Origin of the sequence: Rummeliibacillus pycnus, from assembly GCF_050459865.1 — a bacterium.
Taxonomy (GTDB): domain Bacteria; phylum Bacillota; class Bacilli; order Bacillales_A; family Planococcaceae; genus Rummeliibacillus; species Rummeliibacillus pycnus_B.
The window spans coordinates 1-22,440 of sequence record NZ_JBCMNM010000108.1 but is presented as its reverse complement, the minus strand read 5'-3'; the positions used below and the strand labels follow the sequence as shown (position 1 = coordinate 22,440).

The 22,440-nt window shown below is 33.5% G+C and carries 22 protein-coding genes, 1 pseudogene and 1 other annotated feature; of the genes and pseudogenes, 15 read left to right on the top strand and 8 right to left on the bottom strand.

Annotated elements, in window-relative coordinates; translation table 11 throughout:
* Positions 1-93: 93 nt before the first annotated feature.
* Entirely contained in the window at positions 94-867 is a 774-nt protein-coding gene (locus ABE048_RS19075) for an alpha/beta hydrolase (protein WP_430312875.1), read from the bottom strand.
* Between the two features lie 530 nt (positions 868-1,397).
* Between ABE048_RS19075 and ABE048_RS19070 the strand changes: the two genes are divergently transcribed.
* The 6 genes and pseudogenes from ABE048_RS19070 (at position 1,398) to ABE048_RS19045 (ending at position 5,686) form a co-directional block, all read left to right on the top strand.
* On the top strand, positions 1,398-3,044 hold the full coding sequence (locus ABE048_RS19070) for an FAD-binding dehydrogenase (protein WP_430312873.1): 1,647 nt from the start codon (positions 1,398-1,400) through the stop codon (positions 3,042-3,044).
* A gap of 224 nt (positions 3,045-3,268) precedes the next feature.
* Positions 3,269-3,730, top strand: coding sequence for a hypothetical protein (locus ABE048_RS19065; protein WP_430312871.1), 462 nt, complete (start codon positions 3,269-3,271; stop codon positions 3,728-3,730).
* Positions 3,731-3,873: 143 nt separating this feature from the next.
* Positions 3,874-4,182: pseudogene (locus ABE048_RS19060) on the top strand (LD-carboxypeptidase); the annotation flags it as partial.
* A 113-nt stretch (positions 4,183-4,295) separates the two neighbouring features.
* Positions 4,296-4,598 carry a DUF3221 domain-containing protein gene (locus ABE048_RS19055; RefSeq protein WP_430312870.1) on the top strand — a complete coding sequence of 101 codons (303 nt, stop codon included), beginning with the start codon at positions 4,296-4,298 and terminating at the stop codon, positions 4,596-4,598.
* Positions 4,599-4,639: 41 nt separating this feature from the next.
* Positions 4,640-4,933 (top strand): hypothetical protein, encoded by a 294-nt coding sequence (locus tag ABE048_RS19050; protein WP_430312869.1) that lies wholly within the window; start codon positions 4,640-4,642, stop codon positions 4,931-4,933.
* 99 nt (positions 4,934-5,032) lie between these two features.
* On the top strand, positions 5,033-5,686 hold the full coding sequence (locus ABE048_RS19045) for a Yip1 family protein (protein ID WP_430312868.1): 654 nt from the start codon (positions 5,033-5,035) through the stop codon (positions 5,684-5,686).
* 74 nt (positions 5,687-5,760) lie between these two features.
* Here ABE048_RS19045 and ABE048_RS19040 read toward each other — a convergent pair whose 3' ends face one another.
* A complete protein-coding gene (locus ABE048_RS19040; RefSeq protein ID WP_430312867.1) occupies positions 5,761-5,991 on the bottom strand; it encodes a hypothetical protein in 231 nt (76 codons plus the stop codon).
* 274 nt (positions 5,992-6,265) lie between these two features.
* Here ABE048_RS19040 and ABE048_RS19035 point away from each other — a divergent pair, with 274 nt between their 5' ends.
* The 6 genes from ABE048_RS19035 (at position 6,266) to ABE048_RS19010 (ending at position 11,937) form a co-directional block, all read left to right on the top strand.
* Positions 6,266-7,153 (top strand): GNAT family N-acetyltransferase, encoded by an 888-nt coding sequence (locus ABE048_RS19035; protein WP_430312865.1) that lies wholly within the window; start codon positions 6,266-6,268, stop codon positions 7,151-7,153.
* A 41-nt stretch (positions 7,154-7,194) separates the two neighbouring features.
* The gene (locus ABE048_RS19030; protein ID WP_430312864.1) at positions 7,195-8,025 is read left to right on the top strand and encodes an alpha/beta fold hydrolase; all 831 of its coding nucleotides are present in this window, start codon (positions 7,195-7,197) and stop codon (positions 8,023-8,025) included.
* A 33-nt stretch (positions 8,026-8,058) separates the two neighbouring features.
* On the top strand, positions 8,059-8,592 hold the full coding sequence (locus ABE048_RS19025; RefSeq protein WP_430312863.1) for a GrpB family protein: 534 nt from the start codon (positions 8,059-8,061) through the stop codon (positions 8,590-8,592).
* 3 nt (positions 8,593-8,595) lie between these two features.
* Positions 8,596-9,363: a class I SAM-dependent methyltransferase gene (locus tag ABE048_RS19020; RefSeq protein ID WP_430312862.1), complete on the top strand. Its 768-nt coding sequence runs from the start codon at positions 8,596-8,598 to the stop codon at positions 9,361-9,363.
* A gap of 50 nt (positions 9,364-9,413) precedes the next feature.
* Positions 9,414-9,679, top strand: a binding site (T-box leader).
* A 54-nt stretch (positions 9,680-9,733) separates the two neighbouring features.
* On the top strand, positions 9,734-10,942 hold the full coding sequence (locus tag ABE048_RS19015) for an MFS transporter (protein ID WP_430312861.1): 1,209 nt from the start codon (positions 9,734-9,736) through the stop codon (positions 10,940-10,942).
* A gap of 287 nt (positions 10,943-11,229) precedes the next feature.
* Positions 11,230-11,937 carry a DNA alkylation repair protein gene (locus ABE048_RS19010; RefSeq protein WP_430312860.1) on the top strand — a complete coding sequence of 236 codons (708 nt, stop codon included), beginning with the start codon at positions 11,230-11,232 and terminating at the stop codon, positions 11,935-11,937.
* Positions 11,938-12,402: 465 nt separating this feature from the next.
* Here the strand turns inward: ABE048_RS19010 and ABE048_RS19005 are convergent, their stop codons facing one another.
* From ABE048_RS19005 to ABE048_RS18995, 3 genes are all read right to left on the bottom strand, one after another.
* Complete coding sequence (locus ABE048_RS19005) at positions 12,403-13,290, bottom strand: sigma-70 family RNA polymerase sigma factor (RefSeq protein WP_430312859.1); 888 nt, start codon at positions 13,288-13,290, stop codon at positions 12,403-12,405.
* Between the two features lie 84 nt (positions 13,291-13,374).
* Complete coding sequence (locus tag ABE048_RS19000) at positions 13,375-13,608, bottom strand: DUF2798 domain-containing protein (protein WP_430312858.1); 234 nt, start codon at positions 13,606-13,608, stop codon at positions 13,375-13,377.
* 47 nt (positions 13,609-13,655) lie between these two features.
* Positions 13,656-14,513 (bottom strand): NAD-dependent epimerase/dehydratase family protein, encoded by an 858-nt coding sequence (locus tag ABE048_RS18995; RefSeq protein ID WP_430312857.1) that lies wholly within the window; start codon positions 14,511-14,513, stop codon positions 13,656-13,658.
* An 816-nt stretch (positions 14,514-15,329) separates the two neighbouring features.
* On the opposite strand from ABE048_RS18995, the gene ABE048_RS18990 reads away from it, so the two are divergent.
* Together ABE048_RS18990 and ABE048_RS18985 are read left to right on the top strand one after the other, a co-directional pair.
* On the top strand, positions 15,330-15,833 hold the full coding sequence (locus ABE048_RS18990) for a DinB family protein (RefSeq protein WP_430312856.1): 504 nt from the start codon (positions 15,330-15,332) through the stop codon (positions 15,831-15,833).
* A 552-nt stretch (positions 15,834-16,385) separates the two neighbouring features.
* Positions 16,386-17,675, top strand: coding sequence for a Na+/H+ antiporter NhaC family protein (locus tag ABE048_RS18985; protein WP_430312855.1), 1,290 nt, complete (start codon positions 16,386-16,388; stop codon positions 17,673-17,675).
* A gap of 63 nt (positions 17,676-17,738) precedes the next feature.
* On the opposite strand, the gene ABE048_RS18980 is transcribed toward ABE048_RS18985, so the two are convergent.
* From ABE048_RS18980 to hmpA, 3 genes are all read right to left on the bottom strand, one after another.
* Positions 17,739-17,978, bottom strand: coding sequence for a hypothetical protein (locus ABE048_RS18980; protein WP_430312854.1), 240 nt, complete (start codon positions 17,976-17,978; stop codon positions 17,739-17,741).
* A gap of 125 nt (positions 17,979-18,103) precedes the next feature.
* The gene (locus tag ABE048_RS18975) at positions 18,104-19,084 is read right to left on the bottom strand and encodes a 2-hydroxyacid dehydrogenase (RefSeq protein WP_430312853.1); all 981 of its coding nucleotides are present in this window, start codon (positions 19,082-19,084) and stop codon (positions 18,104-18,106) included.
* 491 nt (positions 19,085-19,575) lie between these two features.
* A complete protein-coding gene (hmpA, locus tag ABE048_RS18970) occupies positions 19,576-20,757 on the bottom strand; it encodes an NO-inducible flavohemoprotein (protein ID WP_430312852.1) in 1,182 nt (393 codons plus the stop codon).
* Positions 20,758-21,118: 361 nt separating this feature from the next.
* Here hmpA and ABE048_RS18965 point away from each other — a divergent pair, with 361 nt between their 5' ends.
* Positions 21,119-21,793 carry a TerC family protein gene (locus ABE048_RS18965; RefSeq protein ID WP_430312850.1) on the top strand — a complete coding sequence of 225 codons (675 nt, stop codon included), beginning with the start codon at positions 21,119-21,121 and terminating at the stop codon, positions 21,791-21,793.
* The last annotated feature ends 647 nt before the right edge of the window (positions 21,794-22,440 follow it).

Below are 22,440 nucleotides of genomic sequence, written 5' to 3'. Positions count from 1 at the left end.
CGAATCTCGTAGGGGTCATATTTTATGTGTATTACAACAAAGAAAATCCAAAGAAAACATTTGTTTTCTTTGGATTTTTTTGTATTCCTTTTACTACACCTGTTCAGCCATTAAATAGGAGATGAAATTTGGTACGCGTTCTTTAAATGCCTTGTAATTATGTTCGCCCTGTTCAATAGAATTAAACCGTGATTTCACATTTTTATTTCTCAAGATTTCATAGATTGCTTTATTAGATGATAAAAATAGTTTACTAATTTCATCGTTTTGTCCTGATTCCATTGTACCGCAGTCTAAGTAAAATCGTTCTAGGCAAGTTAGGTTCCTCATTTTTAATAGTTTTTCTATTTCTTCTTGATTGCGATAAAATGCAGATGAAATTGAAGCAACTCTTTTAAATATATCTGGATAACAACAAGCGGCATAAGTTGAAATTAGAGCGCCAAGTGAAATTCCTGCCATATATGTTTGATTTTTCTCAGTACGATATTTACGGTCAATTAAAGGTTTCAGCTCATTTACAATAAAATTGACATATTCCTTTCCTTTACCACCCAATGAACTCTTTTCACCAGTTAACTTTTCACTATATTGCCCATTGATCCAAGGGCAATATTCATTTATCCGTTCATCACCATACGTATTTTGATCAATAGCAACAATAATAAGATCGAGATTATTTTGTTCCAAATATTTATTAAGTTCTAAAGCTACTCCGCCAATTGCATCTTCATTTTCAAAAACATTTTGTCCATCGTGCATATATAACACAGGATATCTTTTACTTACATCTCTATAATTTTTCGGTAAGTATACTTGTATTGTTCTCTGATGATTCAATATAGGAATAGTAAATGAATTAATCAAAATAGATACACCTACTTTTTCAGATTGTTTATTCTCATTTCATAAATAATAACTAGATTATAGTATATAAATGAGTTAATTTCATAAATGCATTTCTAGATAAAAAATACAAATATTTTCCAAATAAACAATTTAATAATTCGGGTAGTATTTCATATCTAGTATTTAATTAGTGTATCGCTCCAGATGGCGCTTTCCGCGGGCGAGCGTTGAGCCTCCTCGGAAGCCCGAACCGTACTTCACTGCGGGGTCTCACCTGTCTCGCTTTCCCGCAATTCCGCTTTATAGACAATGTTCAAAAAAATATGATATATAACATTCCCCCACTTACTGTACGTGTTTTTTATCGAATCTTTGAATTGAGAAATTGACTGAAATTAGTAAAATTATAGAAATTTAAATAAAGTAGCAACTATTAAGATTGATAAATCATTTTCTTTTACTCATTAATAATAAACTAGAAAATCAATCAGTTAGGCAGGAAACAATCGTTCGAAAAATGAATGTAAATCAAAAGTGGGGGTGGATTCATGAATTATGATGTGATTATTATCGGTGCAGGGCTGGCTGGTCTCACTGCAGCTTGTGAGTTAATGGATGCAGGTAAGAAGGTACTTCTAGTAGACCAGGAAGGGGAACAGTCTATAGGGGGTCAGGCGTTTTGGTCGTTTGGGGGATTATTTTTGGTGAATACACCAGAACAACGGAGAATGGGGATAAAAGATAGCTATGAGCTTGCATGGCAGGATTGGCAAGGCACTGCTGGTTTTGATCGATTAGATGATGAAGATAAATGGGGGTATCAATGGGCAAAAGCATATGTAGAGTTTGCTTCTGGTGAAAAATATAGCTGGCTCAAGCAAAAAGGAATTAAGTTATTTCCAGTTGTAGGTTGGGCAGAGCGTGGGGGTGCAGATGCTAATGGTCATGGGAATTCAGTACCTAGATTCCATATTACTTGGGGGACAGGACCAGGATTAATCGAACCATTTATAAATCGTGTACGAGAGGGGATAGATAATGGATTGCTAGACTTCAAACCGCGTCATCAAGTAAATCAACTAAAAACAAATAATAATACAGTGATAGGAATTGAAGGCGTAAAATTAGCCGATGACGCATCTATTAGAGGTCAAGAAACTTCACGGGAAATAGTAGGAGAGTTTCAGTTTTATGCAGATGCTGTCATTGTTGCAAGCGGAGGTATTGGTGCAAACTTGGAACTAGTACGTCAAAATTGGCCGTCTCGTCTTGGTAGTCCACCTGAAAATATGATAGCTGGAGTACCTGCCTATGTAGACGGAAGAATGCTAATGACTTCTGAAAAAGTTGGTGGGCGTATTGTCAATCGAGATCGTATGTGGCACTACACGGAGGGGTTAAAAAACTGGAATCCAATTTGGAAAAATCACGGAATCCGAATATTACCTGGTCCTTCATCTCTATGGCTGGATGCAAAAGGAGTTCGCTTTCACGCACCAAATTTCCCAGGTTTTGATACGTTGAGTACACTAGAAGCGATTCAAAAATCAGGTTATGATTATTCTTGGTTTATCTTAACAGAGAAAATAATTGAGAAAGAATTTGCTTTGTCTGGTTCTGAACAAAATCCAGATATAACAGATAAGAGTTTAAAGCAAGTGTTAAAACGAATTTTACCTGGCCCTCCTGTACCAGTTCAGGCATTTAAGAATAACGGAGAAGATTTCGTTATCGCAACGAATGTTAAAGACCTTGTTGAAGGTATGAATAAACTTGTTGGAACTAATCTGCTAGACTTTATGCAAATTAAGGAACAGATTTTAGCACGTGATCGTGAACTTGAAAATCCTTTTACAAAGGATGCACAAATTAATGCAATCTATGGAGCTCGTAAGTATTTGGGAGATAAACTGATTAGGGTTGCGAAACCACATAAACTACTAGAACCTTCTTGTGGGCCACTCATTGCAGTAAGGTTAAATATTTTAACTCGGAAAACACTTGGAGGGTTACAAACGAATTTAAATGGCGAAGTACTCGATTTATCAGGAGAACCTATAAAAGGCTTATTTGCAGTTGGTGAAGTAGCTGGCTTCGGTGGAGGGGGAGTACATGGATATCGATCCTTAGAGGGAACTTTTTTAGGTGGTTGTTTATTTACAGGACTTACGGTAGGAAGATATTTAGCAAAGTAATAGTAGTCTAATTTCTTAAATAATCAACTATACTCTTAATTATTCGGTTGTATGAGCAAGTAAATAAGAAAAAAATGGAACTGTATAAAATTCCATTCGTCTAATATTTATGGATATTATTTCTATTCGATATTACGATGTGTAGTCAGCAATTCAAACATAGAATCCCAGTAAATCTTATTTCACTGGGATTTTGCATATAAAATAATAAGGGGGAGATAAAGATGGGAAAGATAAGGTATTTCTTTGTAGTTTTCTTGATTGTATTACTAGGAATCGCAGGATGTTCAAACGTACCGAATGAACCACCGAATGAACCACCGAATATTTCTGTGAAAATTAAAAATCAAACAATTGAAGTTTCAAAAGGAGGGTATCGATGGGAAACAAAAGGGCTGTTTTCAAATAGCTCGGTTATAGCAGACACCGCTAGCCCGATGCAAATTGCAGAAAGTTTAATAGCTCAACCTGTTGAGAAAAACTCAATAGCAATATGTAAATTTAGTGATAGTTCAAAACCGACCATTAGTGCAAATTTATGGGAGGAGGAAAATCAAACTAAAACACTACAAGTTAAAGACTCCAAAATAACGTTACCCTCTGAAAAAGGAAGGCATATCATAGAAATTTACGCTGAATGGAAAAATGGTAATGCATCTTATACCTTTGTTGTTGATGTAAAATAAAAAATTCTAAAGAAGTCACGATCGATAGATATTGAATATGAATAAATTCATGGTTTCTACGATTGTCTCACATACTTTTGCAATTTATAGTGGCTTGTGCAATTGTGGTTAAATGCATAAGCCTAAAGGCTATGAAAATAATGTTAATGTGGTATTTGGAAAACTGTGAAATGAGCACAGTGGATTTGATAAGATCATTAGTACAAATGAAATTAGCAGGATGGTTTGATAATATCTCTGGTATATTATTCGGTCGCAGCCCTGCAAATACGCCTGTTGATGGATATACAGTTGATGATGTGTATGGAGAATTATATGAAGAACTAGCCGTCCCAATTGTTTATGACATCGATTGTGGTCATATGCCCCCACAATTAACTTTCATAAATGGAGCATATGCAGAAGTAATGGTATCAAAAAGAAAGGGTACTGTAAGGCAAACATTTATCTAATCATAGTGTTTTGTTATAATATAAACAATCGACAATATTATTCGTTTAATATCAATTTTAAGTTAAGATTTCTATTAAAATAATATTATTTATTTTGGTGAGAGGAGTTTAACTTGAAAAATATTATTGTTCTATGTTTACTTAGTATTTTGTTATTTGGATGCAGTAACGAAGACCAAGATGAAAAGGGTAAATTTGATATTGTAGGGAAGGTTACAGGGATTCAGACGGACAGTCATTGCATACTTGTAGAAGATAAAGATGGAGGAAAGTATGTAGTTACTTTACCAGAAAATGATGCTACTTCAAATTACAAAACTGGAGACCATGTTGTAATATGGACGGCAGCGATAAACACATCCAGTCCTGCAAAAGCAGAAGCATTACATATTGAAAAAGAAAATGTAGCAGAATAATCAATACTTGAGCGTAAAAAGTTAGAAAGTAGTTGAATAAATTGGAAAATAAATTCAAAGTTAGTCAAATTCTTGTTTCAAAAGAAACTCAAAAAGTGGAAAAAATTTATGCAGTAAATGCCAAAGGAGAACCTTTTGATTTACTTGAAATTGGGGTTCTTATACATTTCGATATTTTAACAAAAGAACAAATTCAAGAGCAATTAAAGAAACATCAAATTAATGCTACACTCAAAATAGATGGTTATCGTACTATTCTTACATTAGGTTCAAAGGAAGATGCGAATCTTTATATTGAACTAATCGGACCGTATTTTAATGAAGTATTATTATAGTTTTGCTAATTTCAGAAGGGTTCATTAAAAATTTTCTCTATTTTTCAGAAGTTTTCTGTTAAAATTAATACTATATTGGAAGGAGAGATATAATATTTAATGAACCAACCTCAAGAACAACCTCAAAATTATAAGATTCAACCTTTTTTCTCTACTTGGTTACACCCCAAAAAGACGGCTCAATATTTAATAGATCATAAAAAATGGACATATTCATTAATTTTTGTGCTATTAGGTGGAATAGCTAGTGGTATAACAGGTTTAGCAGCTTCAGATTTTTATCCTACTTATTCAACATGGATTCTGCTTCTTGCTTGTATTTTGGTAGGACCTTGTATAGGGATCTTTTCTGTTACAATCAGTACATTCTTTACATGGCTTGTAGGTAAAATTTTTGGTGGAAAAGGTAGCTTTGAAGATATTTTTAAAGTTACAAGTTTATCTTATGTGCCAACCATTGCGATAGCGCCTTTTCTGCTTTTATGGATGGCTAACTCGCCCCTAACTTATTTTGATACAAGTATAGAGTTTTCAGCCGTAACGATTATTTCAGTTATCATTTTTATGTTAGTTTCCATTGTATCTGGAATTTGGTCCTTTGTAATCAGTGTTGCGGGTGTTGCAATTGCGCATCGTTTTTCAAATTGGAAAGCATTTTTTACTCTTATCATTCCAGGAATCATATTTTTGGCATTTATTATAGGGCTTATTGTACTGCTTATATTTTCATTAGGTGGAACTTATACTTATTAAAGAAAAGAGATATCTCATTAAAATTGAGGTATCTCTTTTTATTTGATTAGAAATTTTGGGAATAGTGTGGTTAGTTAATCAAAAAAATTCGTATAGATTAGAACCCCAAATATAACAGTCAGAAATATTATGCTTACCATCGAGGCTATTTCCGTATAACGAATTACTCCTTCAGATAGCTCAGGCTCTTCTTTATACATCCATCGTTTTCCAAACAATATACTTTCCTCAGGGTCAAAGTAAGTCCATATAAAAATTACATATAAAGGAATCATTAAAATAAATGCTAAAAATACTTCCTCCATCTAGATAATCCCTCTGTTCTGCTCCAATCGTTTATGAACAGTTAGAGCATTTCTTGTATTATAAGTAACTATTCGACAAATGTTTCCATACGCCTTTTGTTAGAAAGTATTTATTTCAAGAACAGGGTAAATCAAACTTTTAGTTGTTCAGATTAAAATGAATTATAACTAATGTGAAGGTATTTTGAATATTTTATGGAAATAAATAGTATGTAAGTTGAATAATAACAAAATAAAACAACCTAATAATATAAGTATTAATGGAGTGAAAATAATGGAAATAAGTATTAGTAGAGCAACTGATTTTTCAATATTGGCCCAATTTTTATGTGGTATAAATATAAATGAAAATCAACATATCGGTTATTGTGGAGAAAAGAATGAAGAAATACTTCAATCATTGGAAGAAGATTTTATAGATCAACATGGGAAAAAGACATTTTTAATAGTTGAAGATCTTGATGGTGTAAAGGCAGCAATTGGATTTGATATTGATGAAGAATCAGCAAGCGCTGAAGTATGGGGACCTTTTGTTAAATCAGATTTAAATTCTCAACAAATTAGTATGGAATTATGGCATGAAATTAAAAAAATATATCCTTCTATTCATACATTTAACTTCTTTATCAACGAGCAAAATAAAGGGGTACTTTCATTTATGAAAGAAATTAATGCTACCCAAACTGGAAAGCATCTTGTATTACAAATTGAGAGAGAAAAATTTATACCTCTAAAAAAATTTAAAAGTAATCTATTCCAAATTTCAGATTTCGAGAGTTTTGCAAATATACATAATAAAGCTTTCCCAAATGCATATTATGGTGCAAATACTATACTAAATCGGATCAATGAACAGCAAGAGTTACGTATATTAAAAGATGATAAGGGGAATGTACAAGGATATGCATATTTTGAAGTTACTCCCGGATATGGTGAGGCATCTATCGAATTTATCGCCGTAAGTTCACGCTTCCAAAATCAAGGACTTGGAACAATTCTATTAAAAGAAGTGTTAACCCGTATTTTTATGTATGAAAGTATAGATAAAATCCAATTATGTGTAGCAATTACAAATGACCAGGCAAATCATGTATATCATAAGGCGGGTTTTTATACTAAGCATCAACTATTAAGTTACTCATATATAGATGGAACAATATGAAGTGGTGTTTCATGAAAAACAATATAGTAGGGGGGCATAACATGTGGATTAAGCGATTTATAGATACGATAAGAGGAAGATTTGAACTGTTTGAAAAAGGACAAGGGGAACCTTTAGCAGTAACACATCTATATAGTGCTTATGATGACCGTGGAAATAGTTTTGCAAACCCATTCACTGAAAAATATCATGTGTACTTAATTAATCTCAGCGGTGCAGGAAATTCAGTGAAAGTTAAGGACGACAGCAGATTTAGTATGGATGAATCAGTGCTTGATTTAGAAGCAATTCGTGAAGCTTTAAATATCGACAAATGGGGATTTGCTGGTCATTCAACTGGTGGTATGCTTGCTTTGAAGTATGCGATAAATAAACCACAATCACTGACGAAAATTATTGCTGGTGGAGCAGCTGCAAGTTTTGAATACGGCGTGGATCCGCATAGTATCTATTGTCCTCAAAATCCTCACTTCAATCGAATTGTTGAAATTATGGATCAGTTGAATGATCCCTTAACCCCGCTAGAAATACGAAAAAAGATTAGCTATGAATGGTCCTTGATGTCTTTTCATTCTGACGAAAAATTAAAAGAATCTCTTAAAAAGCCAAACAGCGGCAAGACAGTTGGAAATCGCTTGACCTATTTTAGAAAAGTTGAATATCCATCATATGATATTAGAGTGAATTTACAAAGTGTTATAGTACCAAGCTTTATCTATTCTGGTAAGTTCGACTCCCAATGTCCCATGAAACATGGAGCTGAAATTGCATCTTTAATTCCAAATGCAACTTTCACTATTTTTGAAGAAAGTAATCATTATCCATTTTCAGAAGAAGAAGATAAATTCCAAGAGTTCGTTTTGACAACTTAACAGTGTGAAATTGAAAAATATGGAGGAGAATATATGAAACTAGGGCTAGGTAAAAATGAAGTTAAAATCGTACCTTACGAAATTGAATGGAAAGATGAATTTGCCAGGGTGAAAAAAGAAATTCTCCTTCATACAAATATAAACGAAAATCAAATTGAACATATCGGAAGCACTGCCATAGTCGGAATGGCAGCAAAGCCAATTATTGATATTTTGATGGGGGTTAAGGATTTAAAATTATTAGATGCAAAACTTATAAAAGGGCTAAAAGAAAGTGGCTTTTTGCGGTTAAGAGTAGAAAGACCGAATGAGATTGTCTTCGCAAAATTCACTGATGATACGTATGAAGTCAAAACACATTTTATCCACTTGGTCGAATATAATGGAGAGTTATGGAATAATCTAATCTTTTTCAGAGATTATTTAAACGATCACGAAGATGTTAGTAAAGAATACTTGAATATAAAACTAACTTATATAAATGAAAAGTCAAATGGTATTAATGAATATACTGATTTTAAAGAGAACTTTGTAAGGAATATTTTTGCTAAGAGAATTGGAGAATAGTTTATGGGAATCGATAATTTTGAGGAATACGAAGATACCGTTTTATATGATCAAGAAAATGGAATGTATCATGATGACATAAAATTTTTAGAGAAGTATGCAGCAACGATTGATGGGCCAATCATTGATATTGCATGCGGGACGGGAAGAGCTACAATCCCTTTAGCTAAAGATGGACAAGAGTTAATCGGTGTGGATGTTCATAAAGGGATGCTAAGAGCAGCTGAAAAGAAATCATCTGAACTTGAATTAAATATAAAGTGGGAAAAACAAGATTGTACTAATTTAAATTTAGATGTGAAAAGTAACTTGATCTTTACTGTTGGTAACTCATTCCAGCATTTTTTAACGAATAAAGCACAAGATGGCTTGCTATCATCCATACATAACCATTTGCAAGAGGGAGGTTTATTCATTTTCGGAACTAGATTTCCAAATTTAGATGAATTATTACAACCACCTACAGAGGAATACTGGAGAAGCTATGTAGACCAGGTTTCACAACAAAAGGTTGATGTTTACACGATTAGCCGTTATGATGCTCTTACTCAACTTCAGTATTACACGACCATTCGAAAATTTGTAGGAGTGAATGGTTTTATTGTAAATGAAAAAAGAACTCATATTACGTTGCGCTATGTTTTTCCAAAAGAAATGGAAAGAATATTATCTCTCAATGGTTTTGAAATTCTTGGAATATATAAAGACTGGAATGAAACACCAATCGATGAAAATAGTTATGAAATGATTTATGTATGCAGAAAAGAATAGCGTATATTCGAAATATATTGATAATTTAATTTTACCTATGTTATAATTCTCGAAATACTAAGAAGAGAAGAGTAGATATGGATGTTCTTTTTAGAGAGCTCGGGTAGGTGAAAGCGAGCAAGAACGAAATATTGAACCAAGTCTCGGAGTATCACATGGGATTTCTAATTAGAATGATTGTGTGACGGGAACTCCCGTTATAGGGTAACAGTATAAGCGTTAGGTAAACGCCGTACTGATTAAGGCTGCGCGCAGTGATGTAGCAGTAAACTAGGGTGGCAACACGTATCGTAGAATCCACGATCCCGTCCCTAAGACTAATGTCTTGGGGGTGGGATTTTTTGTGTAAATAAAAATAGGAGTGGATGATATGGATCGTAATCGTATTTCATTATTAGTAAGTATCTGGGTATCAAATATGGGAGAATGGGTGTATTTTATTGCGCTAAATTTAATTGTTTTAAACATGACAAATTCGCCAATTACGGTAAGTGTATTATATGTTTTACCATATATCGCTTCAATTTTAACAAACACTTGGGCTGGAAGTTGGGTTGATCGTTTAAATCAAAAAAAGCTATTAGTCGTATTAGATATAGTGAGAGGGATTTTGGTTTTATTGTTAGCAAGTACTTCATCCTTACTATTGATCTATGTAGTGTCATTGATTATTCATATGGCGAGCAGTATTTTCTCTACTACATCATTTGTATATATGACAAAATTAGTGCCTGAAAGTGAACAACAACGTTTTAATGCATGGAAAAACTTTGTACAATCTTCTGGATTTTTCGTTGGCCCAAGTATAGCAGGAATGCTTTTTATAATTGGAACACCGAATATGGCTATTCTTTTTAATGGGGTAATGCTTTTCCTATCAGCTAGTGTTCTAACTAGTTTAAAAAACTTAGACAGTAAGCAAAAAGTAGTTCATGAGCCCTTTTCTTTCAAAATGATAATTGAAGATTGGGTTTACATTTTTCGTTTTTCTAAGCAAAATCGATTTGTGGCATTCCTTTATTTGCTTAGTAGTTCCGTCATTGTTTGTATGGCAGCGTTAGATTCCATAGAGGCTGCCTTTTCAACTACTATTCTTGGCTTTTCAGAAGCAGAGTACGGTCTTTTAGTCAGTATTGCAGGGCTAGGTGTCATACTAGGATCTTTAGCCAATGCTAGATGGGGAAACCGGTATAACCCTTTAAGCCTAGTAAAGTATGGTGCGTTTTTTACAGCTATTGGATACGTCATCTATGCGTTGTCTTCAAGCTTTATCATGGCAGCACTTGGATTTTTCCTTCTAACTTTTGCATATACATTTGCGAATGTTGGATTCCTGACTTTTATTCAACATCGAATACCTACTGAAATTCTTGGGAGATTTACAAGTATTTTTAAGATTTTTGAGTCGGTCGTAGGGATTCTTGCAATTGCTATTGTGGGGATAATAACTGAAGTGGTGGGATTAAGACACATCGTATTAACAGTTAGTATTATCTTCTTTGTATTAGGAGTTATTAATTTTATCAAAATATCTAGTACGATAACCCAAGAAAAAATTGCAGTACAAGAAAATTTATAGAAAAAAGATTGTTCTTAACTAGGGGAAATTTTACTACTCTAAATGAGCTAAAATTAAGTGTTCATTGTTTAATTAATTTAAGAACACATTTCATTTTGTATAGTGACAAAAAAGTTGTTTAAATAAATACGAGTCATTCTATTTAACATTCGAGCCGAATTGTTGAGGAATTATAGACAGTAGACATCCTACTTGAATAAGATTAATGGTAAAATTGATAAGTATGGAAGACTTGATAAAAAATATAAACTAATTGGTAAAAATATTAAGGAAGGAAGTGCAAAACTATGGATTTCGAAACAGTTATGCATGAGCTTGAAGCCCTCGGTAAGGAACGAACTAAAAAAATGTACATATCCAATGGTGCGCACGAACCACTTTTTGGCGTAGCTACAGGTGCTATGAAACCAATCGCAAAGAAAATAAAAATAAATCAACATTTAGCTGAAGAGCTTTATTCCACAGGTAACTATGATGCAATGTACTTTGCAGGCATTATTGCAAACCCAAAAGCTATGACTGAGTCGGATTTTGATCGTTGGATGGATGGGGCGTATTTTTATATGCTGTCTGATTTTGTGGTGGCAGTAACTTTATCAGAGTCAGATTTTGCACAAGACGTTGCTGATAAATGGATTGCAAGCGGTGACGAGCTGAGAATGTCAGCGGGCTGGAGCTGCTACTGCTGGCTTTTAGGGAATCGCCTAGACAATGAATTTTCTGAAAGCAAGATTTCCAATATGCTTGAATTGGTGAAAAATACGATTCATGATTCGCCAGAACGAACGAAATCCGCTATGAATAATTTCCTAAACACCGTGGGGGTTTCATATTTGCCACTACATGAAAAGGCAGTCGAGACCGCAAAGGAAGTAGGTACAGTAGAAGTAAAACGGGACAAGAAAAAAAGCAGTTTCCTAAATGCTTACGAAAGTATTCATAAAGAAATTGATAGAGGGAGGCTTGGTTTCAAACGTAAATATGTAAGATGTTAAAACTGAGCTTAGTATTGGGGTGTTGATCCAAGAAGGATTAAGTATCTTAATCAAACCAGTTAAACTCAGTAAATTCAGTTCGATTAAGTCTGATTTATCAAGGTTTAAAGCAATCCTCAAATTAACTGGGTTAAATAAAATTAACTCAAAAAACTTCTGAGGAAAAAAGAGTAACCAGTAGCTCTTTTATTAAAAGTCAAGATTTTAAGTAATACACTTAATGTATCAGTATTCTTTATACAATGTGTAACATTATAATAAGTTATTTTTAAGCTGAACTAATTTTTGTATTAGTTCAGCTTTTAGTTGTGTTTAAAGATATAATTCGGAATATTTATGGAATGGAAATATAGTATAAGTGAGATGTTAAGTTATATCTTATTCATCTAACGGGGCAGGTTAGTTCAATAAGAAAATAAATACGGACAGTTCTTTAAAAAGAACAATCCGTATACAAACGCATCCCTAAATAGGATTATATTTTAACTTATTTGGATCTACTACATAGAAAATCTTGTTAATTGTTCGGGATGAAGAATTCCAGTCAAAACAAAAAACGCCTGTTATTTTTTCATTTTCAGTGACTACTATACCATATTGATTATTTATTATAGCTGCAGTAGCACTTTTTCCAAAGAAAAACTTTTTTGATATTCCTGAAATAAGTGCTAATACTCGCTCTTTACCTTCAATGATGTTTATTGCCGTTCTTACTTTACCTCCTCCATCAGCAGCAAATAGAATATCATTAGATAACAAATGGGTTATTCCATGAATATCCCCGTTGGATAATGCCAAAATAAATTGTTCTATATAAGTTTTCTGAAGATTAACAGTCAAATCTTTTTCGCTTTTTCTTCCCATTTTAATTTGTGCTCTACTCAATATCTTACGGCTATTAACAGTCGTTGTTTTAAGAACATCGGCAATCTCACTATGCTTTAGCCCTAGAGCATTCCTTAATACGAAAGCTATCCTCTCTTTAGGTAAAAGGTTTTCCATAAGAACCATATATGAATAGCTTAATTGATCTGACTGGATTAGATTCTCAAGAGGCTCACTATTGAATGCCTGTAGTATAGGTTCGGGTAACCATGTACCTATATAAGTTTCTTTCTTTTTTCTACTTGATATTAATTCATTCATACAGCGATTAACGATCATTTTATTTATATAAGCTTTTAAATTAGTAATTTCTTTCTCAATCTTTTCATGTTCTTTTAATTTCAAAAAAGTATCTTGAACAATATCTTCAGCATCTGTAATTGAACCAAGTAAATAGTATGCTATGGATAAACAATAATTCTTATATTCTTTATATAAGTCTTCTATATTCAAATCATTGATCAACATGATAAACCCTTCTATCTCTAATGTTATGCATACCGTAATCCGTAGAATATTCTACATACATTTTTTTATTTTATATTTTATCTATCATTTTTCTACAAAAGTAATGATTGTCATAAGTTTATTTATTATCTGTGGAAAAATGTAAGCACAAAGTATAGCACAAAAAAATGCTTCTCCCCACATTCGTAGCCAATGAATTAAAAATGTATGGCTATATCCTAAGTTTATAGAAACAAGGATAAACGATATGAAACAAGAAGTAAAAAGTCCAGTTAGAATAGTGTAAATAAAAGACTTATAAATCTTATTTATTTTCATAAATTTAACCGTCTTATATTGTAGTTCAATATTTTCTACTCCTATCATTAATAATGATGCAACAATTTAAATCCTTTTGTCCAAGAAGGGTAAATAGGTTCCCAGCCATATTGTTTTTTTGCTTTTTCATTTGATGCTCCTCGTTCCCAAGAATTATATATATCATTTATAGGAGGGAGGGGGGCCCCAATAACTTCCGCAAAATAGGGAAGCCAAATAGAGCTTTTTGCAGGTTCATCATCTACAATGTTTACAGAACCTGACTGCCAATTTAAAGCTAATACAGCTGCTTTTGCTGCGTCTTTTACGTGGATAAAGGATGTCATCCCATTTGTTGCGTATAACTCCTGTCTCTGTAATTGTTTAGCAATTTTACCGTTACCTGAATACCAAGTTCCAGGACCATATAATGTACCATAACGAAGGATAACGAACTCAGGCATTTCTTTTACCTTTTCCTCTAATGAAATAACTCCATTAATTGTTTTTTGGCGAGGTAATGAGGCACTAGTATCTAAAGGTGTTTCTTCTGTAGCTAGCGTATTCCCAGGCTCATAAGCCCATGAAATACTTTGTGCAACTATCTTTTTTACTCCAACGTGATTAGCTGCATCAACAAGGTTTCTTGTTCCTTCTATCCTTATATTTGAATTATCGTTAATATCGCCACTATTTAGTGCAGTAAGTTGATGCATTACAACATCTGGCTGAGTTTCAATTAAGGCTGCATAAACACTATCTCGATCAAACGCATCTGCAACTACTGGTTTTACTCCTATCTCTTGCATTGTTTTAACATGTTTTTCTGATCGAATCATCCCGATTACTTCATGCCCCTCTTCTATTAACATCGGAATCACCATTTTTCCAATTACACCGGTAGAACCAGCAAGTAATATCTTCATAAATAAACCTCCTAATTATCATAAATACAAGATTAATATCTCTAAAAACTAAGACAATTAGGGATTAGGAAGTGTGACACTATTAAAAGAAATTATAAAAATATTTATGTACAATATAAGAGAGTTGAATCCTTATACTATTTTTCATGTGTTATGCATAGCTACAGGGGGAGCACCTTGTATTAAAGAATTGTATAAAAGAAAAAGTTTGTGAATAAATGTACCTAAAGTAACGTGTGCTTTAGTTCAATAAGCTATTCCACAATCGGGCGCTTTTCTGAAATAAGGAAAGCGTCTTCTTCAATTAAAGGGCCAGATTGTGGTATAAGAGAAGGATAATCGTAAACAGTCGAACTATAAGTTATTTATTAAGTTCGCAATCATAAAATGAACTTAAAGGGGGAATTTTAATGAGCAATATATTGCTTCGGAACGTATTTGAAGATGACCTTCCTGTTTTCTTCAAATACTAACAGGACCGAGAAGCGAACCATATGGCAGCCTATACGAGTAAGTATCCCAATGATTGGGATAGCTTCTATACACACTGGAACAAAATCCTTACGGATAAAAACAACATCAAGCAGACGATCATTGTTGTGGCTGTTTTCGAAATCGATTGAGGATTATTGTTATCGTCACCCGGAAGATTCGGATTACCCTGACATGTTGGAGAGAAATGTATCTCCAATATGGAAGGGACACACTTGGTTTTGGTTTATACCTATTTAGGAACGATTAATTTATATTTTACTCAGATTTTTTCATGTCTTTTAACTTTGAAAGATTACACTATACAGTGAGGAGATTGGTTTTATGCAAGTTGTAGCCAAAATGTTTGTAGAACAACTCGACATGCATTGCTATGAGAATGAGTGGTTTGCATCCATGGATCAGGCGCTTCATGGAGTCATCGCAGCTGAGGCAGCATGGACAAGTTCGGGAATCAGCAATTCGATTTGGCAGATTGTCAACCACTTGATATTTTGGAATGAAGATGTGATCCATAGAATTAACGGCACAGAGAATCCGCATAAAGCAGAAAGCAATGATGAAACCTTTGGAAATCCGGGGGATCCAGAAGATGAAATTGGGTGGGCCCAGACAGTGCAGCGCCTTTATGAAGTCATGGATAAATTAAAAACGGTCATTGCGGATCTTGACGATAAAAAGTTAACAGCTCCGTATGCAACTAACAGTTACTCTATTGAGCGTTTACTCAGCAATATCATGATGCACGATACGTATCATCTCGGCCAAATTGTTCTGTTGCGAAAGTTGCAATCCTCTTGGAGTGGCGTTGATGGGTCCGGATCTTAACGAAATGAATGAGCTGTTTCCGTTAATGCAGAACTTAAATACTTGTTAATAAAGTACAGGTTGATGGGAAAGTTTATTGCTGTGAAGTCTGTGCCAACGAATGCACCGATGAAACTTGCGTATGCCAATCTTGTGATGATTGCGAAAAAGCCGTTTAAATAGGAGAAGTGGACTTTCAAATAAATAATTTGCCTGTTGTATAGTAGCGATATTTAGAAGAAGTATCGCTTTTTCTTATTAAGCTAACGGGTGGGTTAGTTTAACAAGACATGTAAGTAGGATCCTCCACAATAGGGCGCTTTTCTTGAAAAAGAATTGTTCCTTCTTTAGTTAAAGGGCCATTTAAATGAGTAAATATCATGCTAGCAATAAACCATTGATATTTATAGAGAATCCCACTCACCTATTTTTTATCTAGAAAAGCATTTATGAAATTAACTTATTTATGAATATTCAAAAGATATAAAAAATTTACAAATTCGCGTCTTTTCAGTATGATTAAATCTGTCTATTTTATTTTGACTTGATATAGATGGAGGTATTTTTGCATATATGGAAAAGATAGAAAAAGGCAATAAATGGGCACTATTACCGTTTGTTGTATTTGTACTTTTATTTATAGGAACAGGCATTTTAGCAAATGATTTTACGGCAATGCCTTTAAATGTAGCAGTAGGTGTAAGTTGTATACTAGCTTTTCTAATGAATCGTCAAGAGAAGATGACGAAGAAAATTGAAATTTTCACGAAGGGAGCTGGCGATGCAAATGTGATGCTAATGGTAGTCATATTTGTACTTGCAGGTGCATTCTCAAATGTGGCGAAGGAAATGGGAGCAGTTGAGTCGACTGTTAATTTAGGATTGACTTATTTGCCACAGAATTTCCTATTAGTCGGCTTATTTATCATTGGGTGTTTTATCTCCCTTTCGATGGGGACTTCCATGGGGACTGTTGTTGCTCTAGCCCCAATCGGTGTGGGAATTGCCGATGCGACTGGTATTTCAATGGCACTTGCAATGGCTACAATAGTAGGTGGTGCAATGTTCGGTGATAATTTATCGGTCATTTCTGATACAACAATTGCAGCAGTACGAACACAAGGTACGGATATGAAAGATAAATTTAGAGTGAATTTCCGCATTGTATTACCTGCTGCCATTGTAACGGCAATTATTCTAGGATTCATGACGATAGGTAAGGGACATGCTTTAAAAGGAAACTATGATTATTCAATTGTTTCGGTAATTCCATATGTACTTGTACTGATTGCTGCATTAATCGGTATAGATGTATTAAAAGTATTAATCGGAGGTATTTTAGTTTCTGGATTAATAGGATTTATCAACGGAAAATTTACGTTTATTTCATTCATCAAAGCTGTAAGTGAAGGTATGATGGGAATGGAAGATATAGCGATTATTGCAATATTAATCAGTGGGCTTGTTGCATTGATTCAACACAATGGTGGTATTCAGTACTTACTTTACTCCATTTCAAAACGTATTCGCTCGAAAAAAGGAGCAGAGTTTGGTATTGCTTCTCTTGTTAGTGTGACAGATATATCAACAGCAAATAATACAATCGCCATACTAATGACAGGACCTCTTGCAAAAAAAATTGCAGATGAATATGAAGTGGATCACCGGAAATCGGCTAGCTTACTGGATATTTTCGCTAGTGTATGGCAAGGCTTTGTCCCGTATTCACCTCAACTTCTGGCTGCAGCAAGTGTTGCGGGTATTTCGACAATCGAGATGATGCAGTATTCGTATTATCCAATTTTGATGGGGATTTGCGCAACTGTTTCAATTATAATTGGTTATCCAAAACTGAAAAAATAAATAATATAAAAAGGTCGAACAATCATATTAAAAGTTGTTCGACCTTTCAATTTATTTTACATATTATGCTCCGAAAATATTATCTTCTTGAACGACTTCTCTTGAAATCGCAATGGCTCCTTTTTTTCTTAAATGTAAGATGGCGTCCTCATCGGCATAAAGAATTTTTTCAAGATAATATTCCTGTTTTTCTAGAGGAATATGCATACCATTAAATTCATCGCGAAACGCAAATTCATATACTGCTAATTCATCATCAGTCAGAAAACTAGAGTTTTTACCTGAGCCTTTATTTGCTTCCATTTATTTTTACGTCCTTTGCAAGAAAATTCTAATGAACTTATTGTTCTACTTTTAGTATACAACACAATTAGTGTTTGTTCGAAATGATCTTTATCCTTGCTAGGACTTAACTAATTTGCTGCTCATTAAAATGTATTTTTTTCTACAAGTAATTGTAATTCAGGAACAATATTTTGTTGTTTTCCATTAATAAAAACTTCAATCAGATTTTCTGCAGCAAGTTGTGCCATGTCGTTTCTTGTTTCATGGCTGGCTGAACCAATATGTGGCGTAGCTGTAAAGTTGTCTAATTGGAGTAGAGGATTGTCGGAATTAACAGGCTCTTGTACAAAAACATCAGAAGCTGCTGCGTAGATTTCTTTATTTAGTAGAGCATTATATAATGCATTTTCGTCTACTGTCGAACCTCTCGACATATTAATGAATATAGCGGTATTTTTCATCTGTTTAAATCTTGATGCATCGATCATGTTTTTTGTTTCTTCTGTAAGAGGAGTAAGCATGACAATAAAATCTGAATCTTGCAGTAGCTGTTCTAATGGTTTCCACGTGATATTTTCTTCTTCTAGTTCAGGTTTTTTGTGACGATTATAATAACTGACATCCATTAAAAAGCCTAATTTTGCACGTTTAGCAAGGTCTTCACCAATTCTTCCCATACCAATGATACCCAATTTTTTATGATGAACATTTAAGCCGTAATAGTTAATATCCGCTTTTACTGTCCAAAGTCCCTTTTTAACTATAGAGTCGAGTTCTGATATTCTTCTTGCAGCACTAAGCATAAGACCAAATGTCAAATCGACAACACTATCATTTAAAACATATGGTGTATGAGTTCCGAGAATTCCAGCTTTTTTCATTGCATCTGTATCAAAATTATCGTAGCCAACACTGATATTACTTACAATTTTTAGGTTAGGGGCATTTTTTATTAGTTTTTCGTTAATAGAAGTTCCCATCGTTAATAAAGCTTGTACGTCTTGTATTATGTTCTGTAATTGTTCTTGAGAACAATCTGGTCGGTAATCAATTTCAAAGTGTTTAGCTAATATGTTCATTGTATGATTTTCAATTTCTCGAATAATTAAGAGTTTTGGTTTCATGTCCATTCTCCTTCAATGTAAAATTGTAAACACAATATTAAGTATATATGAAAAGTTAGTATAAATTCTAAAAAATTCACTCATTTGGAGGAGATATACATGTATATTGTAGAATATATCGGTTATACCTAGTTAAAGTAATTCCTTTTTCGAAAGGTGATATGATATGAAGAATAAAGAACATAAAATTTGGTTTGATATTCTAATGTATACAATTTTGGTGATTTGTATTACGTATCTTATTTTTCTTAATCAAATGCAAAAGTATTTTATATATATTGTAGTTATTGGTTATATTCTGGCGACATCTGTTAAGCTGGTAGCGTTAACTCATCTAAAACATAATCATGTTAAGAAAGAATGATGTTAAATTATTTTTCACTACCATATTCAAAAAAGAGTACCAATTCAAACGGTACTCCTTTTTATTTCCTCTAATTATAGATGTTGTTAGTATTAGTCCATCTTTAAAATTGTTTTGGAAATAAAAATTATGATTTAATATCAAGGGCCATTGAAGGTCCAAAGAATTCATAGTAAATATGGTCTTTCGAAACGCCAATTGAAATTAAATGATTGATCATTGCCATCATAAAAGGTACAGGTCCGCATAAATAAACTTCGCTCGATTTTTCTACATGTTCTTCTAAAAATTCCTTAGAGACAAATCCATCTGTTTCAGTGATGAATTCAAAATAATTCAAATTTGATTGTTGTTGTTTAAGGTCATTCAGATTCTTACCAAAAACAACTAAATCTGCATTATTGACGCTTTGCACAAAATTGATAGAAGTAGTATGCTCCTCTTTTACTGCTACTTGTAACATACTCATCAGTGGCGTAATACCAATTCCACCAGCTAAAAATGTGACAGGTGTATTAGGTTTTGAATGATAGAAAAAGGTGCCTGCTGGAGCACTAATAGGTAATATATCACCTACATTGAAATGCTCATGCAAATAATTCGAAACGATTCCGAAAGGTTCATTGACAACTTCTCGCTTAACCGATATTCGATAACTCTCACCGTCATATGCTTTTGATAAGCTATATTGACGATTATGAGTATATTTTTCGCCAGGTATCGTCACATGAACAGTTATATATTGTCCTGGTTTATAGTCTGGAAGGGGCGCACCATCAACTGGTTTCAAATAGAAAGAAGTGACTAATTTATTTTCTGGAACCTTATCAACTAATTGATAATCTTTAAATAAGCGCCATCCGCCTTGTTTGTTTTCCGCTTCTTGATATAATGCTTCTTCTGTAGAAATAAATATATCAGCAAGAACGCCGTACGCTTCAGTCCATGCATTCATAATTTCATCCGTTGCGGCATCGCCGAGAACCTCTTTAATCGCTATTAATAAATTTTCTCCAACTATTGGATAATGCTCAGGTTTAATGCCGAGACTTCGGTGTTTTTCAGCAATTCCCTTAACAACTGGAATAATCTCGGAAAGATTTTCAATATGAACAGCAGCCGCGTATACGGTATTTGCTAAAGCCATTTGTTGGCGACCTTTTCTCTGGTTTGTTTGGTTGAAAATGTTTAATAATTCAGGGTGGGACTCAAATAAACGTTTGTAAAACACTGTTGTAATTTCTTGTCCGTATTTTTCTAGCACAGGAGCTGTAGATTTAATAATATCCATTGTTTTTTGTGATAGCATAATATGTTCAATGTTCCTTTCTATTAACAGTGCAAAACTGTTTAAAATACTTAACCTTAGCACTAACTAGAGTAAAGTATTAGCATATAGAATGAAAAAATACATTTTAATAATGAAGGGAAGAATGTACAATTTTATTAAAAGAAGTTCAAAAATTAGTTCAGTTGTGATTTTTCAAGAATAAATCCTCACCTAAAATCGTAAACTTTTTGAGAGATGTTTTGGATGATCAGCAATAAAATTTAATAAGGATTATCTTTAAAATTGAAAAATTATCTTAGAAAAATATAGTTTTTGCTTTTCATTTCATGGGAAAAGAGTAGAATTATACAAGATAGCATTTTAGAAAGTGGGAGAATAAATGGATACAGAATTCCTGACAAAAATCGTATCAATTATTTTGTTAGATATCGTATTAAGTGGTGATAATGCAGTGGTAATCGCACTTGCATGCCGCAATTTAGCTCAAAGTCAACGCAAAAAAGCAATCATCATTGGTACTGGTGGTGCCATTGGTTTAAGAATATTATTAACATTTGCCGCTGTTTATCTATTACAAATACCATTGGTTAAAGTTGTTGGTGGTTTATTGTTATTCTATATTGCGTTTGATTTATTGAAATCAGGAAACGAAGATCCGGATGTTAAAAGTGGAAATAATTTAATGGCTGCAGTACGAACAATTATTGTAGCAGACTTTGTAATGAGTTTAGATAATGTTCTAGCAATTGCAGGTGTTGCAAATGGTCATATTGGTCTTGTAGCTTTAGGTTTGCTAGTAAGTATTCCATTAATCATTTTTGGTAGCCAAATCATTATTAAGTTAATGGATAAATTCCCAATTCTTATTTGGATTGGAGCATTATTAATTGCTCACACTGCAGGTAAAATGATTATAGATGATGAATATGGTCATAAGCTTGTTGAGGCAACATTCCCGATGATGGAGCAGATTATTCCAATCCTATGTATGATTTTATTAGTCATTGTTGGTTTATGGACAAAGAATCGCCAAGTAAGAAATTACACTAAATAATTTCTCTCTAATTGAACAACAGTTCCGATATTAGAGAATTAAAAAATACTATAGAAACATCGAACTGCACCCAATGGTGATATGCCCCCCCTAAAGTAGACAGGTTAAAGAATATAACTTGTTTATCTTAGGGGAGTTTTTGTTTACAGCCATGGGTTTTGGGAAAGGGAAGAGTAGTAATCAAAACAGATTCGGTAATTATTTATTTTGCTCCAGCTTGCTCCGACTTTTGATAAAGAAACTGAAAAACAAGATATAATGAATTAATTACAAAAGTCCATTTTCGTTTTTTAATACGAACATTTCAACATATTATTCAAATTTAGATGTTTCCGCTACAGACAGGCGCTTTCCGCAGGCAAGCATCAAGCCTCCTCCTCACTGCGTTCGTGCGGGGTCTTGATTTGCTTGCTTTTCCCGCAGGAGTCGCCTGTCTTTCGCTCAATTGGTAACTATTCATTCGTATATGGCATCAATCTTAGAATATCTAAATCGCTATACAGTTTGGATGTTCCGAAATAGACGGTGCTTTCCACTGGCTTGGCTTCAATCTCCTGTCTCTACGTTTAGGGTACTGAAAAAGTAAAAATAGATAAAAATTTATAATAAATATCTTGTATAGCTATATTAGTTGATGTGGAATTAGC

What these genes read in the sequence shown, in the direction of transcription:
- ABE048_RS19070 (WP_430312873.1), top strand. Translation starts at nt 1,398, where the DNA reads ATGAATTATGATGTGATTATTATCGGTGCAGGGCTGGCTGGTCTCACT.
- ABE048_RS19065 (WP_430312871.1), top strand. Translation starts at nt 3,269, where the DNA reads ATGGGAAAGATAAGGTATTTCTTTGTAGTTTTCTTGATTGTATTACTA.
- ABE048_RS19045 (WP_430312868.1), top strand. Translation starts at nt 5,033, where the DNA reads ATGAACCAACCTCAAGAACAACCTCAAAATTATAAGATTCAACCTTTT.
- ABE048_RS19040 (WP_430312867.1), bottom strand. Translation starts at nt 5,991, where the DNA reads ATGGAGGAAGTATTTTTAGCATTTATTTTAATGATTCCTTTATATGTA.
- ABE048_RS19035 (WP_430312865.1), top strand. Translation starts at nt 6,266, where the DNA reads ATGGAAATAAGTATTAGTAGAGCAACTGATTTTTCAATATTGGCCCAA.
- ABE048_RS19030 (WP_430312864.1), top strand. Translation starts at nt 7,195, where the DNA reads ATGTGGATTAAGCGATTTATAGATACGATAAGAGGAAGATTTGAACTG.
- ABE048_RS19025 (WP_430312863.1), top strand. Translation starts at nt 8,059, where the DNA reads ATGAAACTAGGGCTAGGTAAAAATGAAGTTAAAATCGTACCTTACGAA.
- ABE048_RS19020 (WP_430312862.1), top strand. Translation starts at nt 8,596, where the DNA reads ATGGGAATCGATAATTTTGAGGAATACGAAGATACCGTTTTATATGAT.
- ABE048_RS19015 (WP_430312861.1), top strand. Translation starts at nt 9,734, where the DNA reads ATGGATCGTAATCGTATTTCATTATTAGTAAGTATCTGGGTATCAAAT.
- ABE048_RS19010 (WP_430312860.1), top strand. Translation starts at nt 11,230, where the DNA reads ATGGATTTCGAAACAGTTATGCATGAGCTTGAAGCCCTCGGTAAGGAA.
- ABE048_RS19005 (WP_430312859.1), bottom strand. Translation starts at nt 13,290, where the DNA reads ATGTTGATCAATGATTTGAATATAGAAGACTTATATAAAGAATATAAG.
- ABE048_RS19000 (WP_430312858.1), bottom strand. Translation starts at nt 13,608, where the DNA reads ATGAAAATAAATAAGATTTATAAGTCTTTTATTTACACTATTCTAACT.
- ABE048_RS18995 (WP_430312857.1), bottom strand. Translation starts at nt 14,513, where the DNA reads ATGAAGATATTACTTGCTGGTTCTACCGGTGTAATTGGAAAAATGGTG.
- ABE048_RS18990 (WP_430312856.1), top strand. Translation starts at nt 15,330, where the DNA reads ATGCAAGTTGTAGCCAAAATGTTTGTAGAACAACTCGACATGCATTGC.
- ABE048_RS18985 (WP_430312855.1), top strand. Translation starts at nt 16,386, where the DNA reads ATGGAAAAGATAGAAAAAGGCAATAAATGGGCACTATTACCGTTTGTT.
- ABE048_RS18980 (WP_430312854.1), bottom strand. Translation starts at nt 17,978, where the DNA reads ATGGAAGCAAATAAAGGCTCAGGTAAAAACTCTAGTTTTCTGACTGAT.
- ABE048_RS18975 (WP_430312853.1), bottom strand. Translation starts at nt 19,084, where the DNA reads ATGAAACCAAAACTCTTAATTATTCGAGAAATTGAAAATCATACAATG.
- hmpA (WP_430312852.1), bottom strand. Translation starts at nt 20,757, where the DNA reads ATGCTATCACAAAAAACAATGGATATTATTAAATCTACAGCTCCTGTG.
- ABE048_RS18965 (WP_430312850.1), top strand. Translation starts at nt 21,119, where the DNA reads ATGGATACAGAATTCCTGACAAAAATCGTATCAATTATTTTGTTAGAT.